Below are 25313 nucleotides of genomic sequence, written 5' to 3'. Positions count from 1 at the left end.
TGGTTTATGGGATTTGCCTGAGCCGTAGGGATATGACCTGGTTTGTGGGTGTTATTAGGATCTGGTCATGAGTCTGGACGCTGTTCCGCTGGTGCCCGGTTATGGTGGGTCGTCGTTGCCGGATCTGCCGCGTTCCCTGATGGCCGCGCTCGGAGTGGGAGACGGCAACGTGCTCGGGCTGGAACCCGCCCGCAGCGTCTGTCTGTTCCTCGTCGACGGCCTGGGCGCCGAACTGCTGGCCGCCCATCCCGAGACCGCGCCGTTCCTGTCCGGCGCCACGAAAAGGGTGCTGACCGCCGGGTTCCCGTCCACCACGGTCACGAGCCTCTGCTCCCTCGGCACCGGCCTGCCCCCGGGCGAACACGGCATGCTCGGCCTCATGCTCGCCGTGCCCGGCGCCGGACACCTGTTCAACTGCCTGCGCTGGACCCTGCCCGACAAGCAGGTCATGGACCCCCTCACCTGGCAGCCCGCGGAGACCGTCTACCAGAGCGCCGCCGCCGCGGGCGTGACCTGCAGCTATGTGGCGCCCGCCATGTACGAGGGGACCGGCCTGACCGAGGCCGTCTACCGCGGCATCCGCTACCTCGGCGCCGACACCGTCGACCAGAGGGTCGAGGCCGCCGCCGCCGCCCTGGCCGAGCCGCGTGCCCACGTCACCGTCTACTACGGCGACCTCGACGCCATGGGCCACCTCACCGGCTGGGGCACCCCCGAATGGCTCGACCAGCTCGCCATCGTCGACCGCCTGGCAGAACGCCTGGCCGCCGCCCTGCCTCCCGGCGGCGTGCTGTACGTGACCGCCGACCACGGCATGGTCAACGCCCGCGACAAGATCGAGGCCGACCAGACGCCCGACCTGTGGGCGGGTGTCGCGATGCTGGGCGGGGAGGCGAGGGCGCGACACGTGTACGCGGAACCGGGTGCGGCGCACGCCGTTCTCGAGGCCTGGCGTGAGACCCTTGCCGGGCGGGCATGGGTGGTGTCCAGGCAGGAGGCCGTCGATGCCGGTTGGTTCGGGCCGAAGGTGAAGGCGGAGTGGATCGAACGCATCGGTGACGTGGTGGCCGTGCCGTACACCGACCTGGCGATCGTCAACACCGCCCACAAGCTGGAGGCGGCCTTCACGGGCTACCACGGCTCGATGACCACCGCCGAACAACTCATACCACTTCTGGAGGTAAGCAGCAGATGAGCCCGCTCATCACCCCGGCCGAGCTGGCCGAGCTAGGCGATGCCGTGACCTTGCTGGACGTACGCGGCGGGATCAGCGGGCCGCCCGGCATCGACCGCTACCGCGAGGGTCATCTGCCCGGAGCGCTCTTCTGCGACCTCGACGCCGACCTGGCCGCCGCGCCCGGCGCCGGGGGAAGGCATCCGCTGCCGTCCGCCGAGCACTTCCAGAACGCGATGCGCCGCCTGGGCGTCACCCGGGGCAAGACCGTGGTCGTGTACGACGACGCCGGCTCCACGATCGCCGCCCGTGCCTGGTGGAACCTGCGCTACTTCGGCCACGACCAGGTCAAGGTCCTGGACGGCGGCCTGCCCGCCTGGGACGCCCTCGGCCTGCCGATCGTCAAGGACGAACCCACCGCCTCGCCCGGCGACTTCACCGCCGTGCCGGGCGGCATGCCCGTCCTCACCGCCGACGAGGCCGCGTCCCTGGCGAACACCGGTGTCCTGCTGGACGCCCGATCCGCCGAGCGCTACCGCGGCGAAGTGGAGCCCATCGACCCGGTCGCCGGCCACATCCCCGGCGCCGTCAGCGCCCCCACCACCGACAACGTCACCGCCGACGGCCGCTTCCTGGCCGCCTCAGACCTGGACGCCCGCTTCACCGCCCTGGGCGTGACCGACGGCACCCCGGTCGGCGCGTATTGCGGCTCCGGCGTCACAGCGGCCCACGAGGTACTAGCCCTGAACCTGGCCGGCTACCCGGCGGCCCTCTACGTCGGCTCCTGGTCCAACTGGGTAGCCAACCCCACCCACCCCATAGCCACCGCCTAACCACCACCCCAACTACCCGGTCAGCCTCCAGCGGGAGGGGCCTGGGGTGCGTCGTCCGGCGGTCGCACCCGGCGCCCCTGGGCGGCCTACCCGCCCTGTTGCCCCGCCGTCTGGTCGCCGACCGGGGACGCGTGGTCCGGCGGGTCACACGCGGCGGGCCGCCGTCCGGTAGGTCGCGGGGGTGGTTAGGTGGTTAGGGGGCGGTCGCCGGCGCCGAAGCAGGCGAAGGCGGTTACGCCGGTCTTCGCGGTCGCCTCGGCCAGGGCTCTGGCCGGGGAGTGGCCGGCGGCCAGGAGTTCGTGGAAGCAGGTCATCACGGCCAACGCCTCCTCGTCCCGCACCGGCACCATCCCGGCGATGACGCACGCCGTACCCTGGGCGAGAAAGGTGCCCGCCAGCCCCAGCGGCGCGCCTTCGCAGGGGGCGCGGGCCATTCCGGCGTCGCACGACGACAGGATCACCAGGCGCGGCGGGTGTTCCAGGCTGAGCAGGTCGTAGGCCATCAGCGGGCCGTCGATCAGGGTGATGCTCGACAGCAGCGGGCTGCGTGCCTGGAAGACGCCGTGCGCGGCCACGTGGAAGACGTCCACCTCGGCGAGCGCCCGCAGCACGGGGGCGATCCGGGCTTCGATCTCGTGTCCGCCGGGGTGACAGGTCAGCACCTGCCGTACCTCTTCGGGGGCCTCGTTCAGGTCGGGGCCGGCGGTCGCGGCCACGACGGGCGCCGCGCGGCCGGGGCGCGGCGCGGTGCGGGCCCGCAGCCACGCCAGTGCGGCGGCCGTGACGGTCACGGACCGGCCACGCAGGTACGGCAGCGCCGACCAGGGCAGCGTGTAAAGCGGCCCGGAAGGGACGACGACCAGCGGCCGGTCCCCGATCCAGCCGGCCAGCGGGTGGAACATCATCCGCTCCACCTCCTGCCCGCACGTCACCACATCGCCCCCGGCCCCAGGACAGTCGCCCAGCGCCGCCCGCCGCATGGCATACCGGAGGCGCACCACCGCCTCACCCAGCGAGGACACCTCCGCCAGCCGCCGCATCCGCACCTGTTCCGCGGTCACCACGACGGCGAGCAACGCCCCTTGGTCGACGACGTACTCCACCAGCGCGGCCCCGCCCAGGTTCTCCTGAACGCCCCGTAGCCACCCCTCCGCCTCGTCCCCCCGTTCCACCCCGCTTTCGGCGCCGGCCATCCACGCCCGCGCCTCGAAACCCCTGCCGGGCGGGCGGCCCGCGCCGGTGTTCGGGCCGCTCTGCGACGCTCGCCGAGCGCCCCCGCCCCCGGCCTCGGTCCCCGACAGCCCCGGCTCCTCAGCCCCGCCCGGCACCTGCCCGGTGACGGCCCGCCAGTGCTCGCTCCACTCGAACACCTCCTCGGCCCGTCCACCCCGCACGGCCAGCGTCAGCCCGAACGCCGCCAGCCGCTCCCCGGCCCGAGCCGCGTGCGCCCGCAGCGCCGGATCGTCCAGCGACTCCACCTGCCCGCCCACCTCGGCCAGCCCGTCCCGCACCGCACGGAAGGCCCCCGCCGAGTCCTCCTGCAACGCCGCCTCAAGCGCCAGCGCATGCTGCCGGATGAGCGGCGGAGTCGGCGAAGGCTGCGCCAGATGGGCCGCCTGCGCCTTGGACGCCAGCGGAATCCCCGCCGAGGGCTGTACCCGCCGGCATTGCGCGGTGAGGTAGCCAAGCTGCTCGGACGCCGTCGGATGATCGTCGATCGACAACGCGGCCTCCGCCGCCGCCAGCCGCAGCGCCGCCGCGGCCACGGCACAGGCGGGACCGAACTCCAGCGCTTCGGCGCACTCGGCCAACTCCCGCACCAGCGCGGGCGTGACGGGCCCGAGCGCCAGCCCGGCGCGTAGCTCCACCTCCCTGGCCAGCGGCAGCCACGACTCGCGGTCCTGCGCGGCGAGCTCGGCCGCGGCCCGCGCGGCGACCTCGGCGGCGCGCTGCGGGTCGCCGGTGAGGAGTTCGACCTGCGCCAGCTTCAGCCGCGCCTCCGCCAGCGCGGCGTGCGCGCCGGAAGCCTCCAGCTCGGGTACGGCGAGGCTCAGCAACGCCCGAGCCTCCCCGGGCAGGTGCGCGGCCAGCAGTGCCCCGGCGAAGTCGGCCCGCATCGTGGCCAGGCGCTCCGGGTACCCGAACAGCGTGTCCTCGGCCGCCCGGTAGTGGGCGAAGGCGGCTGCCAGGTCGCCGCGCCGTACCGCGAGGAAGGGCAGGTTGGCGGCGGCCAGGCGCGTGAGGTGGGCCAGCCCGGCGGCGCGGGAGATCTCCAGGCAGGCGGTGATGTCCTGGGTGGCGCGGTGCCAGTCGCCGCGGTAGGCGCGCACGAGGCCGCGGTTGAGCAGGCCACCGGCCAGGAACCGGCGGTCGTCGACGGTGCCGGGGGCGGTGGCGAGCGTCTCCAGGGAACGGTCGCAGGCGGCGATGGCCTCCTGGTAACGGCCCAGGTGGGCTAAGGCGACGGCCCGCTGCGTGTCGAGCTTGGCGCGGTCGAGCGGGCACAGGTACGCCCAGGCGAGGGCGGCGACGCGCAGCGCCTGCAGGGGATGGCCGCGTTCGGTGCGCACGGTGACGAGGGAGAGCCTGGCCTGGGCCACGCGTCGCGGCGGGGCCGCCGGCGTGGCGATGGCCTTGCGCAGGTGGCGTTCGGCGGCCTGCAGGTCGCCCAGTTCGCGGGCGGCCAGGCCCATGGCGCGCAGAGCCACCACGGCCGCCTCGACGGCGCCGGTGTGCTCGGCCGCGACCAGCACGAGGCGGCCCGCGGCGAGCGCCTGCTCGGGGTCGACCACGGATCTGGACACGGCGGCCTCGGCCGCCGCGAGGATGGTGGGCGCCGCGTCCGGGCGCGCCGGTTGGAGGTCTGAGGTGATCGGGGAGTCTGCCTGCTCAGCGGTCATGCCTTGGCCCGGGTGAAGTGCTGAGATAGGTCGAGATGGAGGTGAGGTGGCGCGCTGTGGGACGGCGGTGGCTCCGCCGCCCCGGTATTACAGCGCTATCTCTCAGGTCATGGCCGGATACGCAGCCACCTGGTCGCCACGGGCGCCTTGCCCGGACGATGGCAGACGACGTTGAACCAGCCGGGGGGCATTCCCGTGACGGCGAACTGCCCCGTTCCGGCCAGTCGCCGGCTCATGGTCATGTGCGGAGTTCGTACATCGACATGACTGCCTTCGCCCGGATACGGCAGGATTTGCCCTGCCACATCGATGAGCCCGTCGTTCACAGTGAGCTCCAGGTCGAAGGTGACGTCGTCGGTGGCGAACCGTACTGTTGTCGGACCTGCCACCCCCCGCACGGTCCGCATGGCGACGCACTCGATGGATGCGGCGGTCACCACATGTGGGATCCGAAGCGAGTATGCCTCGCTCGCGGCTGCGGATACGTGATTGGGAACTGGGTCGTTCCCTGCGGCGAGCCTTATCGCCGCCAGGAGGTAGTCGTCGTTACTCAATGCACCGTCTCCTCGTATGAGATCAGGGTGCGCAGTTTTCTTAGGCAGCGTTCTCGACTAGGTCCAATGCTGCCTAACGGAAGCCCGAGCCGTACGGCTGACTGCTGATTGCCGACGCGGTGCGCCATCAGAGTCAGGAGCGTCCGGCAGGGCTCGTTGAGTGAGGAGATGGCCTGCCACAGCAGGCGGTGGGCATCGGCTTCCAGGATGGCCGCCGCCGGATCTGAATCCTCCGCGAGGTCAAGGGGGAGCGGGAGAAGCTCCCTGCGGAGGACGCGCAGCGCTTCGCGCCTGGCCGTGGTAGTCAGCCAGGCACCCAGTCCGGCGGGATTACGGATGGTGTGAAGGTGTTCGACAAGGCGCAGCCAGGCACCCTGGACGGCATCCGCGGCATCGGCGTCGTCGAGCCCGCAGGCGCGGACGACCGACCACATGCGCGGAGTGAACCTGGCCACGAGTTCGTCCCAGGCCATCCGGTCGCCGTCGGCCGCTGCTGCCAGCAATTCCGCTACCGCGCGCGGGTCGCCCATACGGCCTCCTTCCGCCCGGATGCTGCGTCACGAAGAACCCTCACATTGCCCTTCGTGTTGACCTGGGGACTGAGCGTAAACTCTACAGACTCGCGGGAACCACGACTCCCAGATCCGGAATTTGCCGGTCCCCGGCCAAGATCTGACCCGCCGCCTCCTTGGCCGGCGCCTCCCGCGCCAGCGCGGCCACGGCTCCGGCCACCAGCGCCGTGGCGAACGAGGTGCCGCTCCATGTGGCATATCCCTCGAAACCCGGATAGCTGCTCGCCAGCCACTCGCCCCTGGCGCAGGCGTCCACCCAGGGTCCGTGGGCGGAGAACGGCGAGCGGTGCTCCTCCCCGGCGTCCAGGGCGCCCACGCCGATCACCGACGGCAGCGCTGCCGGCCAGAAGGGACGGTCGCAGGCGGTGTTGCCGGCACAGGCGACCGCCACCGCGCCGGGCAGCGCGCCCAGCGCGTCGGCGAGCATCGGCGGCGGCTGGTCGTCGAAGGTGTGGCCGCCGAAGGACAGGTTCAGGACCCCCACGGGCCGCGGCGCGGAGCGCAGCCGGTGCAGGGCCCGCACGATGCCCGCCTCGTCGCCGAGCCCGTCGCCGTCCAGCACCCGGCGGACCTTGAGCGTCACGCCGGGCGCGCGGCGCACCAGAAGCCCGGCGATGAACGTCCCGTGGCCCGCCTGGTTGCCCGTGGTCGCGTCGGCCGCCTCCTGGCCCAGCTCGCCGTACCACTCGCTGCGCGACCACCACGGGTGCGGCGCCACGCCCGTGTCCAGCAGCCCGACCACGACGGGAGAGCGCTCCTTGCCCGGCCTGAACGGCACCGGCGCGGCGGGGAACGGCCGCGAGGCCGGTCCGCCGAAGAACAGCGGCTGCCCGGCGAAGACGTGGTTGGGCGAGGCCCGGTGCCCCCGCCCGCGCAGGTCCAGGGCCAGCTCGCACGGATCCACCCCCGGTGTCAACCGCAGGGTGCACACGCCGTCGGCCTCCGCCACGGCCTGGGTCCAGCGGCCCGCCGCCGATGTCGCGCTGCGGTCGACAAGGAGCTGACCTGGCCGGATGAGGGCCTGCCCGGCAGATTGCATGTCCATGATCGGGTATCTTTCCGCGCCGGGAGCGGTGTCACGTGCCACCGCCGCAACAACTTGGTATGGCCCCCCTCTGGTGTCGGATTGCGACCGACGGTAGTCTCTCCCTAGTCACTTGTGATCATCCTGGGACGAGGCCGTTGGGGAAGGCGCACCTCGTACCGAAACGGGAGGTCCGGTGTCTGCTCGTGGCGTGCTGTACGTCCACTCGGCTCAGCCTGCGCTGTGCCCGCACATTGAATGGGCGGTCGCGGGTATCCTTGGCGTGCCCGTAGACCTGACGTGGACGCCGCAAACCGCCGCGCCCAACGCCGTCCGCGCGCAGGCGGAGTGGGAAGGCCATCCGGGCTTCGCCGCGGCCATCGCCTCCTCACTCATGGGCTGGCAGCGGATCCGCTTCGAGTGCACCGAGGACGCCTCGCCCGGCATCGACGGCTCCCGACATGCCTACACGCCGACCCTCGGCGCCTTCACGGCGGTCATCGGCGCCTCCGGCGACATCATGATCCCGGAGGACCGGCTGCGGGCGGCGATGATGAAGTCCGCGCAGGGCCGTACCGTCCTGGAGGACGAACTCGACCTCCTGCTCGGGCGGCCGTGGGACGAGGAACTGGAGCCGTTCCGCTACGCGGGCGACGGCGCCCCGGTCCGCTGGCTCCACGCCGCCGTCTAGGACGGCCGGAGGAGGTCGCCGATCGCCTCTTCCAGCTCCGGATGCCGGAACCGGAATCCCACCTCGGTCAGTCGCGCCGGTACGCAGCGCCGCCCGGTCAGCGCGAGGGCCGGGTCCGTACGGAGTACGCGGGCGCCGAGCCGCACCATCGGCTCGGGAGTGGGCGGCGCCGGAGGGCGTCGTAGGACGCGGCGGAAGGCGGCCATCATCTCGGCGTTGCGCACCGGCCGCGGGCTGGTGGCGTGGACCACTCCCGACAGCGCCGGGTCTTCCGCCGCCCGCCGTACGATCTCCAGAAAGTCCGCGGCGTGCAGCCAGCTCACCCACTGCCGGCCGCTGCCCACGCGCCCGCCGAGCCCCCAGCGCACCAGGCCGGTCAGCCGGTCGAGCGCCGGGGTGTCGCGGTCGAAGACCACCGCGGTCCGCAGGATCACCTGCCGCCCGCACGGCGCCCCCCGAGCCGCGGCCTCCCAGGCCTTGGCGACCCCGGCCATCTGCGGCGGTCCATCAGCGGGCGGCGACAGTTCGGTCAGCTCGCTCTCCCCGCCCTCGCCGTAGATCGCGAGCGTGCTGAGCTGCAGCCACACGGCGGGCGGTCCACCGGCCGCGGCCCGCGCGAGGGCGCGCGTCGGCTCCACGCGGGAACGGGTCAGCAGCTCCACGTTGGCCGGGGTGGGCGGGCGGTCCACCAGTTCGCCCGCCAGGTTGATCAGGACCGACCCGCTCAGCTCGGCCGCGAGGTCTCCGTCCCACCCCACCATCCGGAACGGCCAGCCGCGCCGGGGCCGCCGGGTCACGACGACCACGTCATGACCACGAGCGACCAGATCCACCGACAGGCTCCGCCCCAGGGCGCCGGTACCCCCGGCCAGGACATACTTCACGAATCGAGTATCCAGGACGCCGGACGGCTCCCCCTACAGCGGGATGTTCCCGTGGGCGCCGCGCGCCGGAGTGGCCTGGGCGAGGAGCTTGGCGATGGCGCCGCGTGTCTCCTCCGGCTTGATGACCTCGTCGATCACGCCCAGGTCCTGGGCACGCTCAAGGCCGCCCGCGAGCTTCTTGTGCTCCTCGGCCAGCCGCAGCTCCAGCTCCGGCCGCTCCTCCTCCGGCACGGCGGCCAGTTCCCGGCGCTTGAGCACGCGGATGGCGGCCACCGGGCCCATCACGGCGATCTCGGTGGTCGGCCAGGCGAAGACCTTGGTGGCGCCCAGGGCGCGGGAGTTCATGGCGATGTAGGCCCCGCCGTACGCCTTGCGGGTCACCAGCGTCACACGCGGGACGGAGGCTTCGGCGAAGGCGTGCAGGAGCTTGGCGCCGCGGCGGACCACGCCGTCGTGCTCCTGGCCGACGCCGGGCAGGTAGCCGGGGACGTCCACGAGGACGACCAGCGGCACCCCGAAAGCATCACACATGCGGACGAATCGGGCGGCTTTTTCGGCAGAGGTGGCGTCGAGGCATCCGCCCAGCCGCAGCGGGTTGTTCGCGATCACGCCGACCGTGCGGCCGCCCAGGCGGCCAAGCGAGGTGACCACGTTCGGCGCCCACTTGGGGTGCAGCTCCACGCCCTGCTCGTCCAGCAGGCCGTTGACCAGCGGCTTGACGTCGTAGGCGCGGCGGGGGGACTCCGGCAGCAGCGTGCTGAAGTCGACCTCCTCCACACCCGGCAGGCGCACCCGGCCCTGGTGGCCGAGCAGGGAGGCCAGCTCGCGGGCCTTCACGTACGCCTCGGTCTCGGTCTTGGTGACGACGTGCACGACGCCGCTGCGCTTGCTGTGGGGCTCGGGGCCGCCCAGCGCGGCGGCGTCGACGTCCTCGCCGGTGACGCTGCGGACGACGTCGGGGCCGGTCACGAAGATCCGGCCCTGGTCGGCCAGGATGACGATGTCGGTCAGCGCGGGCCCGTAGGCCGCGCCGCCGGCGGCGGCGCCGACCACGACGGAGATCTGCGGGACGACGCCGGAGGCCTTGGTCATCGCGAAGAAGACCCGGCCGACGGCGTGCAGCGACTCGACGCCTTCGGCGAGTCGCGCACCACCGGAGTGCCAGATCCCGAGGACCGGCACCCGTTCACGGACGGCCACGTCGTAGGCGTGCACGATGTGCTCGCAGCCTTCGCTGCCCATCGCGCCGCCCTGGAAGCGGGCGTCACTGCAGAACGCGACGACGGGGACACCCTCGACGCGGCCCATGGCGGCCAGAACGCCGCTCTTGTCCTGAGGAGTGATCAACCGCAGCGAACCCTCGTCGAGCAGCGCGGTGAGACGGACGAAGGGGTCGCGCGGATCAGCGGGCTCCGAATCGGAGCCATGCGTCACCACCCGGTTGTCCAGCACGGTCATCGAGAACTCCTCAGTGCGAAGCGAACACGACGGTCACGTTGTGGCCGCCGAAGCCGAACGAGTTGTTCACCGCGGCGATGTCGCCGTCGGGCAGCGCGCGGTTCTGGCCGTAGACGAGGTCCACTTCGATGCCGTCGTCGACGTCGGAGAGGTTGATGGTGGCCGGCACGATCCGGTCGCGCATGGCCTTGATCGTGAAGACGGACTCGATGCCGCCCGCGCCGCCGAGCAGGTGACCCGTCATCGACTTGGTCGAGGTCACCAGCGGGTGGGTGCCGATCGCCTTGGCGATGGCCACCACCTCGCCCACGTCGCCCGCGGGCGTCGAGGTGGCGTGCGCGTTGACGTGCCTGACGTCCAGGCCGCTCACGCCCGCGTCGCTCATGGCCTGGGTCATCGCCTGGATGATGCCGCGGCCGTCGGGCTCGGGCTGGGTGATGTGGTGGGCGTCGGCGGAGTAGCCGACGCCGGCGGCGTAGGCGTAGACGCGCGCGCCGCGGGCGCGGGCGTGCTCCTCCGACTCCAGGACCACGATGCCGGCGCCCTCGCCGAGCACGAAGCCGTCACGCGCGCGGTCCCAGGGGCGCGAGGCGCCCTGCGGGTCGTCGTTGCGCGTGGACATCGCGCGGGCGGCGGCGAACGCGGCGATGTTGAGCCCGTGGATCGCGGCCTCGGTGCCGCCGGCGACCACGACGTCGGCGCGGCCGGAGCGGATCATGTCCATCGCGTAACCGATGGCCTCGGCGCCCGAGGCGCAGGCCGACACCGTCGCGTGCACGCCGGCCTGGGCCTTGAGGTCGAGGCCGATCCACGCGGCGGGGCCGTTGGGCATGAGCATCGGCACGGTGAAGGGCGAAAGGCGGTTCCAGCCCTTCTCCTTCCACGTGTCGTAGGCGGACAGGGTGGTGCTGATGCCGCCGATGCCGCTGGAGACCACGACGCCGAGCCGCTCGGGAGCGATCTCGGGCGCGCCCGCGTCCTGCCACGCCTCACGCGCGGCGACGAGCGCGAACTGCTCGCTGCGGTCGAGCCGCCGGGCCTCGGGCCTGGGCAGGACCTCGGCTGGGTCGACCGCCGCCTTGCCCGCGAACTTCACGGGGACGTGGTCGACCCAGTCCTCGGTGAGAGTCTCCACACCAGACTGACCGGCGAGGAGCGCCGACCAGGTCGAGGTGACGTCTCCACCGACGGGCGTGGTCGCGCCGAGCCCGGTGACGACGACACGTACCCGGTTTGCACTCACGTGTTTACGCTCCTTGTCGATCAGAGGAAGAGGGCGGTTCAGCCCTGGATGTAGGTGAGGACGTCCTTGACCGTCTTCAGGTTCTTGAGCTGGTCGTCGGGGATCTCCACACCGAACTCGTCCTGAGCGGCCACGGCGATCTCGACCATGGACAGGGAGTCGATGTCGAGGTCGTCCACGAAGTTCTTCTCGGGAGTCACGTCCGAGGCCGGAATGCCGGTGATCTCGTTGATGATCTTGCCGAGGCCTTCGAGGATCTCCTGCTCGGTCGCCATGTCGCTAATTCTCCTTCTGAGTTTTCTGGATTCTGTACGGCAGCGCCGCACAAGCCTTTGTGTGCCGGTACGGCGCAGCCGTACCGGATCCTACGGAATCTCGATGACCTGACCCGCATAGGTCAGCCCGGCGCCGAACCCGAGCAGCAGGGCGAGCCCGCCGGAGCGGACCTCCCCGCGCTCGATCATGCGCGAGAGCGCCATGGGGACCGAGGCCGCCGAGGTGTTGCCGGCGGTCACGATGTCGCGGGCGATGACCGCGTCCGGGGCGCCGATCTTGCGGGCGATCGCCTCGATGATGCGCAGGTTCGCCTGGTGGGGCACGAAGGCCGACAGGTCGGCCGGGTCGACCCCGGCCCGCTCGCAGACCTCCTTGGCCACCGGGTGCAGGGTCGTGGTCGCCCAGCGGAAGACCGTCTGGCCCTCCTGGCGCAGGAAGGTGTCGCGCTCGTCGATGATGATCGCGTCGGACTTGTCGCCCGAGCTGCCCCAGACGACGGGACCGATGCGCGGCACGTCGGACGGGCCCACCACGGCCGCGCCCGCGCCGTCGGCGAAGATCACGGCTGTGGAGCGGTCCGTCCAGTCGACCCACTGGGAGAGCTTCTCCGCGCCGATCACCAGCACGTTGCGCGCGGCGCCGCCGCGGACGGCGGCGCTGGCGGTGGCCAGCGCGTAGCAGAAGCCGGCGCACGCGGCGTTGACGTCGAACGCGCCGGGGGAGTGGATGCCCAGGCGGTGCGCCACGATGGCGGCCGCGTTGGGGATCTGGGTCTCCAGGGTGCAGGTGGCGACGATGACCAGGTCGATCTCGTCGGCCGACAGGCCGCTGGCCGCCAGGGCCTTGCCGCCGGCCTGGGTGGCCATGTCCTCGAGGGTCTCCTCGGGGCCGGCGACCCGCCGCTCCTTGATGCCGACCCTGGACTGGATCCACTCGTCGTTGGTGTCCATGGTCTTGGCCAGGTCGTCGTTGGTGACGATGCCGGCGGGCTGGTAGTGGCCGAGGGCCAGAATCCTGGCTCCCGGTGCGGCGTCGGGAATCCTCACTTGATCAGCTCCCTGGCAGCGTCGAGGTCGTCCGGAGTCTTCAGCGCCACGGTCTGCACACCGCGCATGCCACGCTTGGCCAGCCCGGTCAGCGTGCCGCCGGGCAGCAGCTCGATCATCGTGGTGACGCCGAGCTCGGTCATCGTGGCCATGCAGGAGTCCCATCTGACGGGGTTGCTCACCTGGTTGATGAGCCGCTCGACGAAGTCGGCGCCACCCGCGACGACCTGTCCGTCGGCGTTCGACAGAAGTTTCACCCGCGGGTCGGCCGGGGTGATCGCGGCGGCGCTCTCGCGCATCGCGGTCACGGCCGCGGCCATGTGGGTGGTGTGGAACGCGCCGGCGACCTTCAGCGGAATGAGCCGGGCGCGCGCCGGCGCCTGCTCCTTCAACGCGGCGAGCTGCTCGAGTGTTCCGCCGGCGACGATCTGGCCGGCGCCGTTGATGTTGGCGGGGGTCAGGCCGTGCTCCCTGAGGGCGGCCAGGACCTCTTCCTCCACGCCGCCCAGGATGGCGGTCATGCCGGTCTCGGTGATGGCGGCGGCCTTGGCCATGGCCTGGGCGCGTACGCGGACCAGGTCGAGCGCCTGCTCGGCGCTGATGACCCCGGCGAGCGCGGCGGCGGCCAGTTCGCCGACGCTGTGGCCGGCCAGCAGGTCGGGGCTCGCGCCGAGCGCCTCGGCCGAGGCCAGCGCGGTGGCCACGAGCAGCGGCTGGGCGACGGCGGTGTCCTTGATCTCGTCCTCGCCGGCGGTGGTGCCGTAGGCGATCAGGTCGATGCCCGCGACGTCGGACCACGCGGCCAGGCGGTCGGCGAGTCCGGGCAGCTCAAGCCAGGGTGTGAGGAAGCCGGGTGACTGGGCGCCTTGGCCCGGAGCGACGAGTACAAGCACGAAATCCACGATGCCCTGTAGAAGTTCGACACGCGGATGGAGATCCGTACGAACTTTGTCCAGGCGGTTTTGTAGGAACTCTACAGCGGGGGTAACGGGCGCGTTACGTTAGGGCTCGCCAGGTTACCGCGCTCTCCGACAGGCGTCCAAGGATGAGCCCGACCTGCAGCGTGAAGGCCGATCTGCCCTCGGTCGGCTGGTACCCGGTGAGTTCGGTGATCTTCTTGAGCCGGTACCTGACGGTGTTGGGGTGGACGAACAGCAGCCTGGCCGTCGCCTCCAGCGAGGTGCCCTGTTCGAGGTAGGTGGCCAGGGTGTCGAGCAGCGGCGTGCCGGCCAGCGGCAGGTAGACGTTCTCCACGAGCTGCCGCCTGGCGTCGTCGTCGCCGTCGAGCGCTCGTTCGGCCAGCAGGTCCTCGGCGTGTACGGGACGGGGCGCGTCCGGCCAGCCCGACGAGGCCTTGAGCCCGGCCAGCGCGGCGCTGGCCGAACGGGCGGCGGCGTGCAGGTCGGGCACCTCCGGGCCGATCACGATCGGGCCCTCGCCGAAGCGGGCCACGACCGGCCTGGCCGCCTCCTCGACGCCCTCCGCGCCGCCCACGATCACGATCAGCCGGTCGGCCTGCACGCCCGCGAGCAGGTCCATGCCGATGCGGCGGCCCTTCTCGCGCAGCCCGTCGATCACGGCGCGCGGGTCGCCCTCGGGGGCGCGCCCGGCGATGACGACGACCGGCGAGGAGGTCCAGCCGAGCGCGGCGGCCCAGGAGTGGAGGCCGTCGTCGACCTCGCCGCGCACCAGGGCGTCGACGATCAGCGCCTCCAGGCGGGAGTCCCAGGAGCCGCGGGCCTCGGCCTCGCGGGCGTAGACGTGGGCCGCGGCGAAGGCCACGTCGCGCGTGTAGCGGAGCATGGCCTGCTGTAGCTGGTCCTCGCCGCCGGGGGCGGCCAGCTGGTCGGTCTGCGTCTCGACGACCTCGACCACGGCCCTGATGATGTCGACCGTCTGCTGGAGCGAGATGACCCGCTTGAGCTCGCGCGGGGCCGTACCGAAGAACTCGATGCTGGGGGTGGGGCGTTTCTCGTCGGCGTGCTGGAACCACTCGACGAACGCGGCGATGCCCGCCTGCGCCACCAGCCCGACCCAGGATCGGTCCTCCGCGCTGAGCGCGCGGAACCAGGGCAGCCGATCGTCCATGCGCGCCATGGCCGCGGTGCCGAGGGCGCCCATCGCGCGCTCGAGCCGCCGTGTGGTGTCTTCCCGGGTCGTCACCCTTCTAGGGTGCCAGGTCGGTTCAGATGACCGCGACGGCGGTGATCAGGCCGATCGCCAGATGGGTCACCGCCAGCAGGCGGGCGCCGGGCTGCAGTTCGGGCTCCTTGACCAGCTCACGCACCTCGATGCCGACGATCTTGTCGAACACGAGCATCGCCACCGTCTGTACGGCGATGCCGACCAGGCCGAAGACCGCGGTGGTCGCCAGCCCCTCGACGAGGCGGCCGCCCGAGGCCCAGATGGAGGCGGCCACGATGAGGCCCACCGCCGCCAGGCCCGAGGTGGTCAGGAGGGTGGCGTTGGGGTTGCGGTCGGTCTTGATGATCTGGCTCAGCTTGCCGGGGATGGCCAGGTCGATGACGTAGAAGCCGACGATCATCAAGATGACGCCGAGCGCGGCGTAGGAGGCGATGAATCCGGCGCCGCGGGCAAGGGTTTCGAGAAGGGTCACGTCAGCTCGCTATCCGGTGAGGTACGAAGGAGGAGGTGTCGTCGGTGATGTAGCCGGTGGTCTCCCGGATGCCCAGGCCCGCCGACTCGTCGGCGACGACCCAGGCGCCCAGCACGGGACGCTGGCCGTCGAAGACGGGCAGGGCCTCGAAGCCCTGGTAGACGTAGCCTTCCGCGCCGTAGGACCCGGTGGTCTCCTGGCCGCCCGTGGGGGTCACGATGCGCATCGAGGCGCCTTCCCTGCCGAGCAGCGGCTTGGCGATGTAGGACGACATCTCGCGCGGCCCGTCGAGGTAGGCGGGCAGCAGGTTCGGGTGGCCGGGGTACAGCTCCCACAGGAGCGCCAGCAGCGCCTTGTTCGACAGCAGGGTCTTCCACAGGGGCTCGATCCAGGTGGCGTGCCGTACCGCGTGCCTGCCGAAGTCGTCGGCCAGCATCCACTCCCACGGATAGAGCTTGAACGCCGACCGGATCCAGCGCTGCTCCAGGTCCACGAAGCGGCGGCCGGCGCCGTCCCAGCCGATGTCCTCCATGGCGATGGCGACGGTGGGGCGTCCGGCCTGCTCGGCGGTCTCCTGCAGGTAGGCCAGCGTCATGGCCTCCTCGCCCGTCTCGTCCATGTTGGTCCAGGCGAAGTGGGTGGGGCCGGGCGGCAGCCGCAGTTCCTTCCAGCGGTCGATGAGCCGCTCGTGGACGGAGTTCCACTGGTCGTCGCCGGGGTGGGTGTCCTTCAGCCAGAACCACTGCACCACCGACGACTCCACCAGCGAGGTGGGCGTGTCGGCGTTGTACTCCAGCAGCTTGGCCGGGCCCGTCCCGTCGTAGCGCAGGTCGAAGCGGGCGTACAGGTGATCGTCGCGCCGTTCCCACGAGCGGGCGACGTCCTCGCGCGCCCACTCGGGAATGGCGAAGTCGGCGTAGCGGCCGGTCGAGACCACGTGCTCGACCGCGCGCAGGCACATCTGGTGGAGTTCCTCGACCTGCGACTCCAGCTCCAGGACCTCGTCCATGGTGAAGACGTAGTGGGCGGACTCGTCCCAGTAGGGCCGGGTCAGTCCCGCCGGGTGCGCGGCCCGGTGGTAGGCCAGGCCCTGGCTCTCGATCGTCTTCTCCCACCCGTCGCGGGGCGTTCCCGTCTCGCGTCGCACCGCTCAGCCTCCCACCGTCGTACGCCCGCCGAAGCCCTCGCGCGAGATCCGGCCCGACTTGCCGATCTCGTCGCCGTCGCGGGTGGTGACGAAGACGCCGCGCGGGCGCCGGGGCGAGCCGTCGGTGACGTGGCGCTTGGTTCTGGTTCCGCCGTAGTACCACATGTACGTGCCGTGCCTGCCCGCTCCGTCGCACTTCTCGTCGCCGGCCACCGTGTAGCGGCCGTCGTCCTCGCTGTCGCGTACCACGCAGTGCGCGGTGACCTCGTCCTCTTCGTCGTCGGCCTCGTGAACGGTCACGGGCGAGCGCTCGTACACCGGGGGCGGTTGCTGCGCGCAGGCGCCGAGCATCAGGGCCGACAGCGTGGCCACCGCGCCGATCGAGACGTTCTGGGAGGCCAGGCGCCGGGTCACGTCAACTGCCCCCGCTCCAGCGGCTGCCGAAGCCGCCGCGCTGGATGGACTTGCCGTCGCGGCTGCTGATCGTGACGTTGGAGGGCCGGATCGTGCTGCCGCCGTGGACCAGGGCGCCGTTGCGGGTGCCGCCGTAGTACCAGTGGTAGGCGCGGTAGCCGCCGGAGGATGAGTAGTGGTCGTCGTCGCAGTAGTCGTCGTCGACGACCTCGAAGGCGCCGCTGTTCAGGCTGCTGGCCTCGACGCAGTCGGCGGTCACGTCGTCATCGCCCTGGGCCGCGCAGTAGCCGACCACCACGACCGACACGATGCCGATCACGGTGAGTGTGATCACCTTGGAGGACTTACCTGGGCGGGCGGCTGGCGGGGCGGTCATCGAGCTCCAGATCTATGGTGGCCAGTAAGCCTATCGATGCTTTTTGTCCGCTTCAATCTCTATAAGTCATCGCTTTCAAACCGCTTGAGCCCCTGGTTGGGGTATTTGTCTACCTATGGATCCGGTGCAGGCTCTACGAGACATCGCCTTCCTCCTGGAGCGAGCGGGCGAGCCGACCTATCGCGTGCGTGCCTTCCGCCGCGCCGCCGCCGTCGTCGCGGACCTGCCCCCCGACGAGCTGGTACGGCTGGCCGAGTCGGGAGCCCTCGCCGGCCTGCCCGGCATCGGCAAGGTCACCGCGCTGGCCGTCACCGAGGCGCTCGCCGGGCAGACGCCCACCTACCTGCGGCGTCTGCGGGCCACCGAGGGCAGCGACCTGAACGCCGACACCGCCGCCCTGCGCGCCGCGCTCAGAGGCGACCTGCACAGCCACTCCGACTGGTCCGACGGCGGCTCGCCGGTCGAGGAGATGGCGGCCGCCGCCAAGTCGCTCGGCCACGAGTACCTGGCGCTGACCGACCACTCGCCCCGCCTCACCGTCGCCAACGGCCTGTCGCCCGCCCGGCTGAAACGCCAGCTCGACCTGGTGGAGCGGCTCAACGAGGAGCTCGCGCCGTTTCGCGTCCTGACCGGCATCGAGGTGGACATCAACCCCGACGGCACCCTCGACCAGGAGCCCGAGCTGCTGGACCGGCTGGACGTCGTGGTCGCCAGCGCGCACTCCAAGCTGCGCATGAACCGCTACGAGATGACCCGCAGGATGGTCACCGCCATCGCCAACCCGCGCGTGGACGTGCTCGGCCACTGCACCGGGCGCATCGTCAAGGCCGGGACCAAGCGGGGCGGGCTGCGGCCGGAGTCGGAGTTCGACGCCGAGCTGGTGTTCGAGGCGTGCCGGCGGTTCGGGGTGGCGGTGGAGATCAACTCGCGGCCCGACCGGCTGGACCCGCCCAAGCGGCTGATGCGGCAGGCGTACGAGTGGGGCTGCGTGTTCTCGATCGACTCCGACGCGCACGCGCCCGGTCAACTGGACTGGCAGCGGTTCGGGTGCGAGCGGGCCGCCCTGTGCGGGATCGAGCCCGAGCGCATCGTCAACACGTGGCCGCTGGATCGGCTGCTGGAGTGGACCCGCGAGTGACCACCTGGCGGTGAGGACAGAACAACCTGCCCCGAAGTGCGGGAACCCCGAGTTTGTCGGTGCTGCGGCGTACCGTCGAGATCGTGAACCGGACTGATCGGCTCTACGCCCTGGTGGAGGACCTGCGCGCGATCGCCCCCAGATCCCGTTCCGCGAGGGAGCTGGCCAAGCGGTTCGAGGTGAGCGCGCGTACCATCGAGCGCGACATCCTGGCGCTCCAGGAGTCCGGCGTGCCCATCTTCGCCTCGACCGGCCGCAAGGGCGGCTACGCGATCGACAAGAAGATGTCGCTGCCGCCGCTCAACTTCACCCCGTCCGAGGCCGTCGCGATCGCGGTGGCGTTAAGCCGCGCCGGCGACGACCAGCCCTTCGCCCAGCAGGCCCGCAGCGCGCTGCGCAAGGTCGTGGCGGCCATGCCGGGGCCCGAGGGCGAGCTGGCCAGGGAGCTGGCGCGGCGGGTGCGGCTGATGGCGCCCGCCGACCCGCCCGAGGAGATCCTGCCGCTCGGCGGCGAGGGCGTCTCGCGCGCCATCGAGGACGCGCTGCTGCGCCGGCGCGTGCTCAGCCTCGACTACGTCGACAGGAAGGGCGCCCTGACCTCCCGGGAGGTGGAGCCGGGGGTGTTCCTGGGCGGGCGGGGCGGCTTCTGGTACCTGGTGGCCTGGTGCAGGCTCCGCGACGACGTGCGGGTCTTCCGGCTCGACCGCATCGCGGCCGCCTCCGTCACCTCGGAGAAGGCGCCGGATCGGCCGCTCGAAGGCTTCGCCACGGACGTGCCGGAGATGATCGTGCGCGGCACGGTGATCGATTAGTCATTCGAAAACACCGACATAGGGTTGTCGCCCCCATGTTTTATCGTTGTCTTGTTCGAAAGACAGAGGAGGACAACGTGGATAACACCGTCACCTGGTTCGAGGTGGCCACCGACGACCCCGACGGAGCCGAGCGCTTCTACGGCGGGCTGTTCGGATGGACGTTCACGCCCGGCGGGGGCGACGTGATGGACTACCGCATGATCAGCTCCGCCGGGGCGGAGCGGCCTTCCGGCGGCCTGTTCAACACCAAGGGGGAGTTCCCCGCCCACGCGGTCTTCCACGTGCAGGTCGCCGACGTCGATGCCGCCTGCGCGCAGGCCGAGTCGCTGGGCGGCAAGGTCGTCACCAAGGTCATCGACGACGGGGCGGGCACCGACTTCGCCTACCTGCGGGACACCTCGGGCAACCAGTTCGGCGTGTTCCGCCAGAGGGGCTGACGCGACGGCCGGGCACTCAGCGGCGCTTCCCCCGCCGCCCCGCCCGGCCGGTCGCGCCGGTCACCACCCGCCCTGGGCACGCCGCCTCCCGCCGAACGGCGGCGCGCCCAGGGCCATGCTCTATCGCTCGCAGGTCGCGTTCTTCTGCGGAACCGTGCCCTGCAGCAGATAGCCGTCCACGATGCCCTTGACGCACTGGCTGCCCGACAGGTACGCCCCGTGCCCCTCACCGGTGTAGGTGACGAGCGTGGCGGTCTTGAGCTGCTCGGTGAGCTTGGGAGCCCACTCGTACGGCGTCGCCGGGTCGCCCTTCCCGCCCACCACCAGGATGGGCCCCGACCCGGTGGCGTCCACGTGCCTGGCCTCGTCGCTGCCGGCCACCGGCCAGATCGAGCACAACTGCCCGGCCCCCGCGCTCCCGAACAGCGGCGAGATCTTCAGGGCGGCCGCCTCGGTCCGGTCCAGCGTCGCCTTGTCCGGGCGCTCCGCGCTGTCGACGCAGGTGATGGCGGGGAAGCTGGTCATCTGGGTGGTGTACTTGCCGTCGGGCGTGCGGCCCGTGTAGGAGTCGGCGAGGTACATGAGCGCCTCGCCCTCGCCCTTCATGGCCTGGCTGACGGCGGTCTCCAGGAACGGCCAGGTCAGCTCGGAGTACAGGGCCGCGGCCACGCCGGTCGAGGCCAGGCCCTGGGTGAGGTCGCGGTCGCCGACCTTGAGCGCCTTCTCCGACAGCTCGGTCATGAGCTGGTCCACGTTCTTGTTGCCGGCCTCGACGCTGCCGCCGAGCTCGCAGCCCTCCTTCACGCACGCCTTCAGGAAGCTCTCGTACGCCTTCTGGAATCCGGCCGTCTGGACGAGGGTGCGCTGCTCGAAGGTGACGGTCGGGTCGAGGGGGGCGTCCAGGACCATCCGGCCGACGTTCTTCGGGAACAGGGTGGCGTAGACGCCGCCGAGGAGCGTGCCGTACGACATGCCGAGGTAGTTGAGCTTCGCGTCGCCGAGCGAGGCGCGCATGCGGTCCATGTCGCGGGCGGCGCTGACGGTGCCGACGAACGGCAGGATCTTGCCGGAGTCCTGCTCGCACAGGCTCGCGAACTTCTTGTTCGCCTTCGTGCTGGCCGCGTTCGTCTCCGCGTTGGCGGGCAGCGTGTTCATGGAGGTGAACGTGTCCATCTCCGCGCTGTCGCCGCAGCGCACGCCGGAGCTGCGCTCGACGCCGCGGGGATCGAAGCTGACCAGGTCGTAGCGGGCGTTCAGCGTGCTGAACGACTTGGCCGCCTGGGCCAGCGTGTCCACGCCGGAACCGCCGGGGCCGCCGAAGTTGAACAGGAGCGAGCCGATCCGGTTGGCCTTGTCGGTGGCCGGGACGCGGATCAGCGCGATGTCCAGCTTGTCGCCGTCCGGCTTGGTGTAGTCGAGCGGGACGGACAGTTTGCCGCACTGCTGGGTGGCGTCCTCCTTGGCGGGCGGCTGGCCATCGGGACGGACGATGTCCGTGCAGGCACCCCAGTTGATCTTGTCCGGGGGTGCGACGGCCTGCGGTTCCGCGGTGCTGGTACAGGACGTGGCCAGCACTGAGAACGTGACGACGGCAAGAACACGGCGCATATAAGGCATTCCCCTCGTGTCGCAAGGGGGAAGTAGAGCCCACAATACGCGAAAAGGGGGAGGCGGCACGCACCCCTCCTGAACGTGCCGCCTCATCTTCTCTCACGAAGGTGAGGGCCGAATATGACGGCGCTCCCGGAAAAAACTTCCCGGGAGCGCCAGATCGTCGTCAGACGCCCATGGACTCGGCGTCGTTGCTCTCCGCGCCACCGGCCTCGGTGACGCCGTTCTTCAGGTGGTAGCGGGCGATCGCCTCGCGCAGCACCTCGCCGTCGAGCTCGCCACGCTTGACCAGCCGCGTGAGTACGGCCAGCGTGATCGAGGCCGCGTCCACGTGGAAGTGGCGGCGCAGGGCCGAGCGCGTGTCCGACAGCCCGAACCCGTCGGTGCCCAGCGAACTCCAGTCACCCGGCACCCACTGCGCGATCTGGTCCTGCACGGCCTTCATGTAGTCGCTGACGCCCACGAACGGCCCCTGCGCGCCGGACAGCTTCTGCGTGACGTACGGCACGCGCTGCTCGGCGTCCGGGTTGAGCAGGTTGTGCTCCTCGCAGGCCAGCGCGTCACGGCGCAGCTCCGTCCACGAGGTCGCCGACCAGACGTCGGCCGACACGCCCCACTCCTCGGCCAGCAGGCGCTGGGCCTCCATGGCCCACGGCCCCGCCACGCCCGAGGACAGGATGTTGGCCTTCGGCCCCTGTGTCCGCGGCCCCTCCGAGAACTTGTACAGGCCCTTGAGCAGCCCCTCGATGTCGAGGTTCGCCGGCTCGGCGGGCTGGATGTAGGGCTCGTTGTAGACGGTGAGGTAGTAGAAGACGTTCTCCTGCTCCTCGCCGTACATCCGGCGCAGACCCTCCTTGACGATGTACGCGGTCTCGTAGGCCCAGCTCGGGTCGTAGGAGACGGCGGCCGGGTTCGTCGAGGCGATGAGCGGCGTGTGACCGTCCTCGTGCTGCAGGCCCTCGCCGTTCAGGGTGGTCCGGCCGGCGGTGGCGCCCAGCAGGAAGCCGCGCGTCATCTGGTCGGCCATCTGCCACATCTGGTCGCCGGTGCGCTGCCAGCCGAACATGGAGTAGAAGATGTAGATCGGAATCATGTGCTCGCCGTGCGTGGCGTACGATGTGCCGGCCGCCGTGGCCGAGGCCATCGAACCGGCCTCGTTGATCCCCTCGTGCAGGATCTGGCCCTGCTCCGACTCCTTGTAGGACAGCAGCAGTTCCCGGTCCACGGCCTCGTAGGTCTGGCCGTGCGGGTTGTAGATCTTGGCGCTCGGGAACATGGCGTCCATGCCGAACGTCCGCGCCTCGTCCGGGATGATCGGCACGAACCGCTTGCCGATCTCCTTGTCGCGCATGAGGTCCTTGAGCAGGCGGACGAAGGCCATCGTGGTGGCCACCTGCTGCTTGCCGGAACCCTTGGAGAACTGCTGGTAGACCTCGTCGCCGGGCAGCTTGACCGGCTTGGCGCGCAGGACCCGCTTGGGCAGCACGCCGCCGAGCGCCGCGCGGCGCTCCTTCATGTACTCGATCTCCGGGTCGTTCTCGCCCGGGTGGAAGTACGGCGGCAGGTCGCCTTCCAGGGCCGAGTCCGGGATCGGCAGGTACAGCCGGTCGCGGAACTCCTTGAGCTCGGCCTTGGTCATCTTCTTCATCTGGTGCGTGGCGTTGCGCGCCTCGAAGTCCTTGCCCAGCGTCCAGCCCTTGATGGTCTGGGCGAGGATGACCGTCGGCTGGCCGACGTGCTCACGGGCCGCCTTGAACGCCGCGTAGACCTTGCGGTAGTCGTGGCCGCCTCTGCTGAGTTTGCGGATGTCGTCGTCGGTGAGGTGCTCGACCATCTTGCGCAGGCGCGGGTCGCCGCCGAAGAAGTGCTCGCGGATGTACTCGCCCGACTCGACCGAGTACGTCTGGAACTGGCCGTCAGGCGTCGTGTTCATCTGGTTGACCAGCACGCCGTCGACGTCGGCGGCCAGCAGCGGGTCCCAGTCGCGGCCCCAGACGACCTTGATGACGTTCCAGCCGGCGCCGCGGAAGTAGGACTCCAGCTCCTGGATGATCTTGCCGTTGCCGCGTACCGGGCCGTCGAGGCGCTGCAGGTTGCAGTTGATGACGAACGTGAGGTTGTCGAGCTCCTCGCGCGCGGCCAGGCCGATCGCGCCGAGCGACTCGGGCTCGTCCATCTCGCCGTCGCCCAGGAAGGCCCAGACATGGCTGCGGCTGGTGTCCTTGATCTGGCGGTTGATCAGGTAGCGGTTGAACCGCGCCTGGTAGATCGCGCTGATCGGGCCCAGACCCATGGAGACCGTGGGGAACTCCCAGAAGTCCGGCATGAGCCGCGGGTGCGGGTAGGAGGGCAGGCCGTGGAAGCCGTGGCTCAGCTCCTGGCGGAACGCGTCGAGCTGCGCCTCGTTGAGGCGGCCCTCCAGGAAGGCGCGGGCGTAGATGCCCGGCGCCGCGTGGCCCTGGAAGAAGACCTGGTCGCCCGACTCGCCGTGGTCCTTGCCGCGGAAGAAGTGGTTGAAGCCGACCTCGTACAGGGAGGCGGCCGAGGCGTAGGTGGCGATGTGGCCGCCCACGTTGGTGCGCGCGTTGGCACGGGAGACCATGACCGCCGCGTTCCACCGGATGTAGGCCCGGATGCGGCGCTCGACGTGCTCGTCGCCGGGGAACCAGGGTTCGCGCTCCGGCGGGATCGTGTTGAGGTAGTCGGTGCTGCGCAGGCCCGGCACGCCGACCTGGTGCTCGCGGGCGCGCTCCAGCATGCGGAGCATCAGGTAGCGGGCGCGGGTGCGGCCCTCCGCCTTGACGACGTTGTCGAGCGACTCGAGCCACTCGTTGGTCTCGCTGGGGTCGACATCAGGCAGCTGGCTGGGTAGGCCGTCGCTGATGATCGAGAAACGCTGGCGTCCGGAAGCCACTGGGTCTCGCCTTCCGAGGTCTGATGTCTGGGTCGTGGGTCGCCTTCCATCCTGGTCGCTTGCCGTAGAAAGTGCATCTCTACTCACGAGTAACCAGGACGTCCCTGCTGGCAGGGGCCCAAGGGGTGGCCTAGACCACCGATGGTAGGACGAATCGCCACCACAGGTTACATCGGCATGCCAATTTAACAAGACTAGAAAAGCTACGAGATTTCCCGATTTGCCAGCCCGAATCGCGGCGGCCCGCCACGGGGGTCGGCGCAGAGCTTAGAACACCCCCTTTCCGGGCCGACGACCGGGCAAATCCGACAGGGTTGTGGTGGGTGTGCGCACCCTTCAGGTCTACCCCGGAAAGATGGCGCGCGAGTGGAGAACCACTGGTGCACCCCTCAAGCCCCCGCGCCCCCTCCGACCCCCTCGGCCGCCCCGCCCGTCGCCCCTACGCCGGGCGTCGCCACCACCCGCCCGTCGCCCGCACGCCTGGCGCGCCACGCCCACGCCTTTCCGGTGCCGCGTCGGTGGGAGGGGGTACGGCGGAGCCCGGCGCCCCTCAACGGCGCCCAGCCGGGCGGGCTCCCGGAGAGCCACCCCCACGCTTTTCCCGCGCCGCGTCGGCGGGAGGGGGTACGGCGGAGCCCGGCGCCCCTCAACGGCGCCCAAGCCGCCCCCCGAAGCCTTGCAGAGACCGGTTGACCGGCTGTGGGCCCCACGCCAAAGGGGCGAGAGGTGGGAGGCGGGGCCGTGGGAGGTGGGGGACGAAGGGTCGTGGCGGCGGGGACCACGTCCGACGTGAGAAGCGACCCCCACGATCGGCGCCCGCCCACGGCGGCGGGTGGCGTGGGCGGCGGCACCGCCGTAACAGAAGCAGCGTGGGTTGATCTTGAGGAAACACGCGTGTTGATCTTGGGGGAAGTAACGTTTGGGTCAGGATTGCGGCGCGCTCTGATGGGAGTGCGGGTCGCACCTCTTTCCCAAGCGCGTCTGTCGTACCAATGTGTGAAGTATGAACGCGACGGTAGGCGACCGGCTCCTCATGCACGGGAACACCGTTGGCGAAGGGGACCGGCGCGGAGAGATCATCGAGGTTCGCGGGACGGAAGGCGGACCGCCGTACATCGTACGGTTCGACGACGGGCACACGGGGCTGGTCTTTCCCGGCCCTGATGCGGTCGTTGTGCCTCAGTAGGAT

Annotated in this window: 24 protein-coding genes; 7 read left to right on the top strand and 17 right to left on the bottom strand. The window is 71.0% G+C overall.

What is annotated here, in order from left to right:
* Positions 1-67 precede the first annotated feature (67 nt).
* Both ACFWY5_RS14400 and ACFWY5_RS14395 read left to right on the top strand, forming a co-directional pair.
* Positions 68-1195, top strand: a complete 1128-nt coding sequence (locus ACFWY5_RS14400) for an alkaline phosphatase family protein (protein ID WP_379632153.1) — start codon at positions 68-70, stop codon at positions 1193-1195.
* Positions 1192-2007 carry a sulfurtransferase gene (locus ACFWY5_RS14395; protein ID WP_379632151.1) on the top strand — a complete coding sequence of 272 codons (816 nt, stop codon included), beginning with the start codon at positions 1192-1194 and terminating at the stop codon, positions 2005-2007. The genes ACFWY5_RS14400 and ACFWY5_RS14395 overlap by 4 nt, the downstream gene beginning before the upstream one ends.
* Positions 2008-2192: 185 nt before the next feature.
* On the opposite strand, the gene ACFWY5_RS14390 is transcribed toward ACFWY5_RS14395, so the two are convergent.
* From ACFWY5_RS14390 to ACFWY5_RS14375, 4 genes are all read right to left on the bottom strand, one after another.
* Entirely contained in the window at positions 2193-4907 is a 2715-nt protein-coding gene (locus ACFWY5_RS14390; RefSeq protein WP_379632149.1) for a CHAT domain-containing protein, read from the bottom strand.
* A gap of 107 nt (positions 4908-5014) precedes the next feature.
* Positions 5015-5461: a hypothetical protein gene (locus ACFWY5_RS14385; RefSeq protein ID WP_379609528.1), complete on the bottom strand. Its 447-nt coding sequence runs from the start codon at positions 5459-5461 to the stop codon at positions 5015-5017.
* Positions 5458-5991: an RNA polymerase sigma factor gene (locus tag ACFWY5_RS14380; protein ID WP_379609529.1), complete on the bottom strand. Its 534-nt coding sequence runs from the start codon at positions 5989-5991 to the stop codon at positions 5458-5460. Before ACFWY5_RS14380 ends, ACFWY5_RS14385 begins: the two co-directional genes overlap by 4 nt.
* 82 nt (positions 5992-6073) lie before the next feature.
* Positions 6074-7078, bottom strand: a complete 1005-nt coding sequence (locus tag ACFWY5_RS14375; RefSeq protein WP_379632147.1) for a S8 family serine peptidase — start codon at positions 7076-7078, stop codon at positions 6074-6076.
* Positions 7079-7253: 175 nt separating this feature from the next.
* Here ACFWY5_RS14375 and ACFWY5_RS14370 point away from each other — a divergent pair, with 175 nt between their 5' ends.
* The gene (locus tag ACFWY5_RS14370) at positions 7254-7748 is read left to right on the top strand and encodes a DUF3145 domain-containing protein (RefSeq protein WP_379609531.1); all 495 of its coding nucleotides are present in this window, start codon (positions 7254-7256) and stop codon (positions 7746-7748) included.
* Here ACFWY5_RS14370 and ACFWY5_RS14365 read toward each other — a convergent pair.
* The 11 genes from ACFWY5_RS14365 to ACFWY5_RS14315 form a co-directional block, all read right to left on the bottom strand.
* On the bottom strand, positions 7745-8632 hold the full coding sequence (locus tag ACFWY5_RS14365; RefSeq protein ID WP_379609532.1) for a DUF1731 domain-containing protein: 888 nt from the start codon (positions 8630-8632) through the stop codon (positions 7745-7747). The genes ACFWY5_RS14370 and ACFWY5_RS14365 overlap by 4 nt on opposite strands.
* Positions 8633-8665: 33 nt before the next feature.
* Positions 8666-10090, bottom strand: coding sequence for an acyl-CoA carboxylase subunit beta (locus tag ACFWY5_RS14360; RefSeq protein WP_379632145.1), 1425 nt, complete (start codon positions 10088-10090; stop codon positions 8666-8668).
* Positions 10091-10100: 10 nt separating this feature from the next.
* A complete protein-coding gene (gene fabF / locus ACFWY5_RS14355; protein ID WP_379609534.1) occupies positions 10101-11333 on the bottom strand; it encodes a beta-ketoacyl-ACP synthase II in 1233 nt (410 codons plus the stop codon).
* Positions 11334-11371: 38 nt separating this feature from the next.
* The gene (locus ACFWY5_RS14350; RefSeq protein ID WP_184974352.1) at positions 11372-11608 is read right to left on the bottom strand and encodes an acyl carrier protein; all 237 of its coding nucleotides are present in this window, start codon (positions 11606-11608) and stop codon (positions 11372-11374) included.
* Between the two features lie 90 nt (positions 11609-11698).
* Entirely contained in the window at positions 11699-12655 is a 957-nt protein-coding gene (locus ACFWY5_RS14345; protein WP_379632143.1) for a beta-ketoacyl-ACP synthase III, read from the bottom strand.
* Positions 12652-13548, bottom strand: coding sequence for an ACP S-malonyltransferase (locus ACFWY5_RS14340; RefSeq protein WP_379609536.1), 897 nt, complete (start codon positions 13546-13548; stop codon positions 12652-12654). Before ACFWY5_RS14340 ends, ACFWY5_RS14345 begins: the two co-directional genes overlap by 4 nt.
* A gap of 103 nt (positions 13549-13651) precedes the next feature.
* A complete protein-coding gene (locus tag ACFWY5_RS14335; RefSeq protein ID WP_184974587.1) occupies positions 13652-14776 on the bottom strand; it encodes a CdaR family transcriptional regulator in 1125 nt (374 codons plus the stop codon).
* 64 nt (positions 14777-14840) lie between these two features.
* Entirely contained in the window at positions 14841-15272 is a 432-nt protein-coding gene (locus ACFWY5_RS14330; RefSeq protein ID WP_379609537.1) for a DUF350 domain-containing protein, read from the bottom strand.
* 1 nt (position 15273) lies between these two features.
* A complete protein-coding gene (locus tag ACFWY5_RS14325) occupies positions 15274-16419 on the bottom strand; it encodes a glutathionylspermidine synthase family protein (RefSeq protein WP_379609538.1) in 1146 nt (381 codons plus the stop codon).
* A 3-nt stretch (positions 16420-16422) separates the two neighbouring features.
* The gene (locus ACFWY5_RS14320; protein WP_379632141.1) at positions 16423-16833 is read right to left on the bottom strand and encodes a hypothetical protein; all 411 of its coding nucleotides are present in this window, start codon (positions 16831-16833) and stop codon (positions 16423-16425) included.
* Between the two features lies 1 nt (position 16834).
* Positions 16835-17209 carry a hypothetical protein gene (locus ACFWY5_RS14315; protein WP_379609540.1) on the bottom strand — a complete coding sequence of 125 codons (375 nt, stop codon included), beginning with the start codon at positions 17207-17209 and terminating at the stop codon, positions 16835-16837.
* A gap of 115 nt (positions 17210-17324) precedes the next feature.
* On the opposite strand from ACFWY5_RS14315, the gene ACFWY5_RS14310 reads away from it, so the two are divergent.
* The 3 genes from ACFWY5_RS14310 (at position 17325) to ACFWY5_RS14300 (ending at position 19599) form a co-directional block, all read left to right on the top strand.
* Complete coding sequence (locus ACFWY5_RS14310; protein ID WP_379632139.1) at positions 17325-18347, top strand: PHP domain-containing protein; 1023 nt, start codon at positions 17325-17327, stop codon at positions 18345-18347.
* Positions 18348-18430: 83 nt separating this feature from the next.
* A complete protein-coding gene (locus ACFWY5_RS14305; protein ID WP_379609542.1) occupies positions 18431-19159 on the top strand; it encodes a helix-turn-helix transcriptional regulator in 729 nt (242 codons plus the stop codon).
* Between the two features lie 77 nt (positions 19160-19236).
* Positions 19237-19599 (top strand): VOC family protein, encoded by a 363-nt coding sequence (locus tag ACFWY5_RS14300; protein WP_379609543.1) that lies wholly within the window; start codon positions 19237-19239, stop codon positions 19597-19599.
* A gap of 120 nt (positions 19600-19719) precedes the next feature.
* Here ACFWY5_RS14300 and ACFWY5_RS14295 read toward each other — a convergent pair whose 3' ends face one another.
* Positions 19720-21207: an alpha/beta hydrolase gene (locus ACFWY5_RS14295; protein WP_379632137.1), complete on the bottom strand. Its 1488-nt coding sequence runs from the start codon at positions 21205-21207 to the stop codon at positions 19720-19722.
* A 169-nt stretch (positions 21208-21376) separates the two neighbouring features.
* Positions 21377-24124 (bottom strand): pyruvate dehydrogenase (acetyl-transferring), homodimeric type, encoded by a 2748-nt coding sequence (gene aceE / locus ACFWY5_RS14290; protein ID WP_379609545.1) that lies wholly within the window; start codon positions 24122-24124, stop codon positions 21377-21379.
* A gap of 1003 nt (positions 24125-25127) precedes the next feature.
* On the opposite strand from aceE, the gene ACFWY5_RS14285 reads away from it, so the two are divergent.
* Complete coding sequence (locus ACFWY5_RS14285) at positions 25128-25310, top strand: DUF1918 domain-containing protein (RefSeq protein ID WP_184974625.1); 183 nt, start codon at positions 25128-25130, stop codon at positions 25308-25310.
* Positions 25311-25313 lie beyond the last annotated feature (3 nt).

The organism is Nonomuraea sp. NPDC059007, from assembly GCF_042740555.1.
Lineage (GTDB): Bacteria > Actinomycetota > Actinomycetes > Streptosporangiales > Streptosporangiaceae > Nonomuraea.
This window is presented reverse-complemented; position numbering and strand designations above follow the sequence as displayed.

Coding starts and splice junctions, on each gene's coding strand:
- ACFWY5_RS14400 (WP_379632153.1), top strand. CDS start 68: ATGAGTCTGGACGCTGTTCCGCTGGTGCCCGGTTATGGTGGGTCGTCG.
- ACFWY5_RS14395 (WP_379632151.1), top strand. CDS start 1,192: ATGAGCCCGCTCATCACCCCGGCCGAGCTGGCCGAGCTAGGCGATGCC.
- ACFWY5_RS14390 (WP_379632149.1), bottom strand. CDS start 4,907: ATGACCGCTGAGCAGGCAGACTCCCCGATCACCTCAGACCTCCAACCG.
- ACFWY5_RS14380 (WP_379609529.1), bottom strand. CDS start 5,991: ATGGGCGACCCGCGCGCGGTAGCGGAATTGCTGGCAGCAGCGGCCGAC.
- ACFWY5_RS14375 (WP_379632147.1), bottom strand. CDS start 7,078: ATGGACATGCAATCTGCCGGGCAGGCCCTCATCCGGCCAGGTCAGCTC.
- ACFWY5_RS14360 (WP_379632145.1), bottom strand. CDS start 10,090: ATGACCGTGCTGGACAACCGGGTGGTGACGCATGGCTCCGATTCGGAG.
- ACFWY5_RS14350 (WP_184974352.1), bottom strand. CDS start 11,608: ATGGCGACCGAGCAGGAGATCCTCGAAGGCCTCGGCAAGATCATCAAC.
- ACFWY5_RS14335 (WP_184974587.1), bottom strand. CDS start 14,776: ATGGGCGCCCTCGGCACCGCGGCCATGGCGCGCATGGACGATCGGCTG.
- ACFWY5_RS14315 (WP_379609540.1), bottom strand. CDS start 17,209: ATGACCGCCCCGCCAGCCGCCCGCCCAGGTAAGTCCTCCAAGGTGATC.
- ACFWY5_RS14310 (WP_379632139.1), top strand. CDS start 17,325: ATGGATCCGGTGCAGGCTCTACGAGACATCGCCTTCCTCCTGGAGCGA.
- ACFWY5_RS14295 (WP_379632137.1), bottom strand. CDS start 21,207: ATGCGCCGTGTTCTTGCCGTCGTCACGTTCTCAGTGCTGGCCACGTCC.
- ACFWY5_RS14285 (WP_184974625.1), top strand. CDS start 25,128: ATGAACGCGACGGTAGGCGACCGGCTCCTCATGCACGGGAACACCGTT.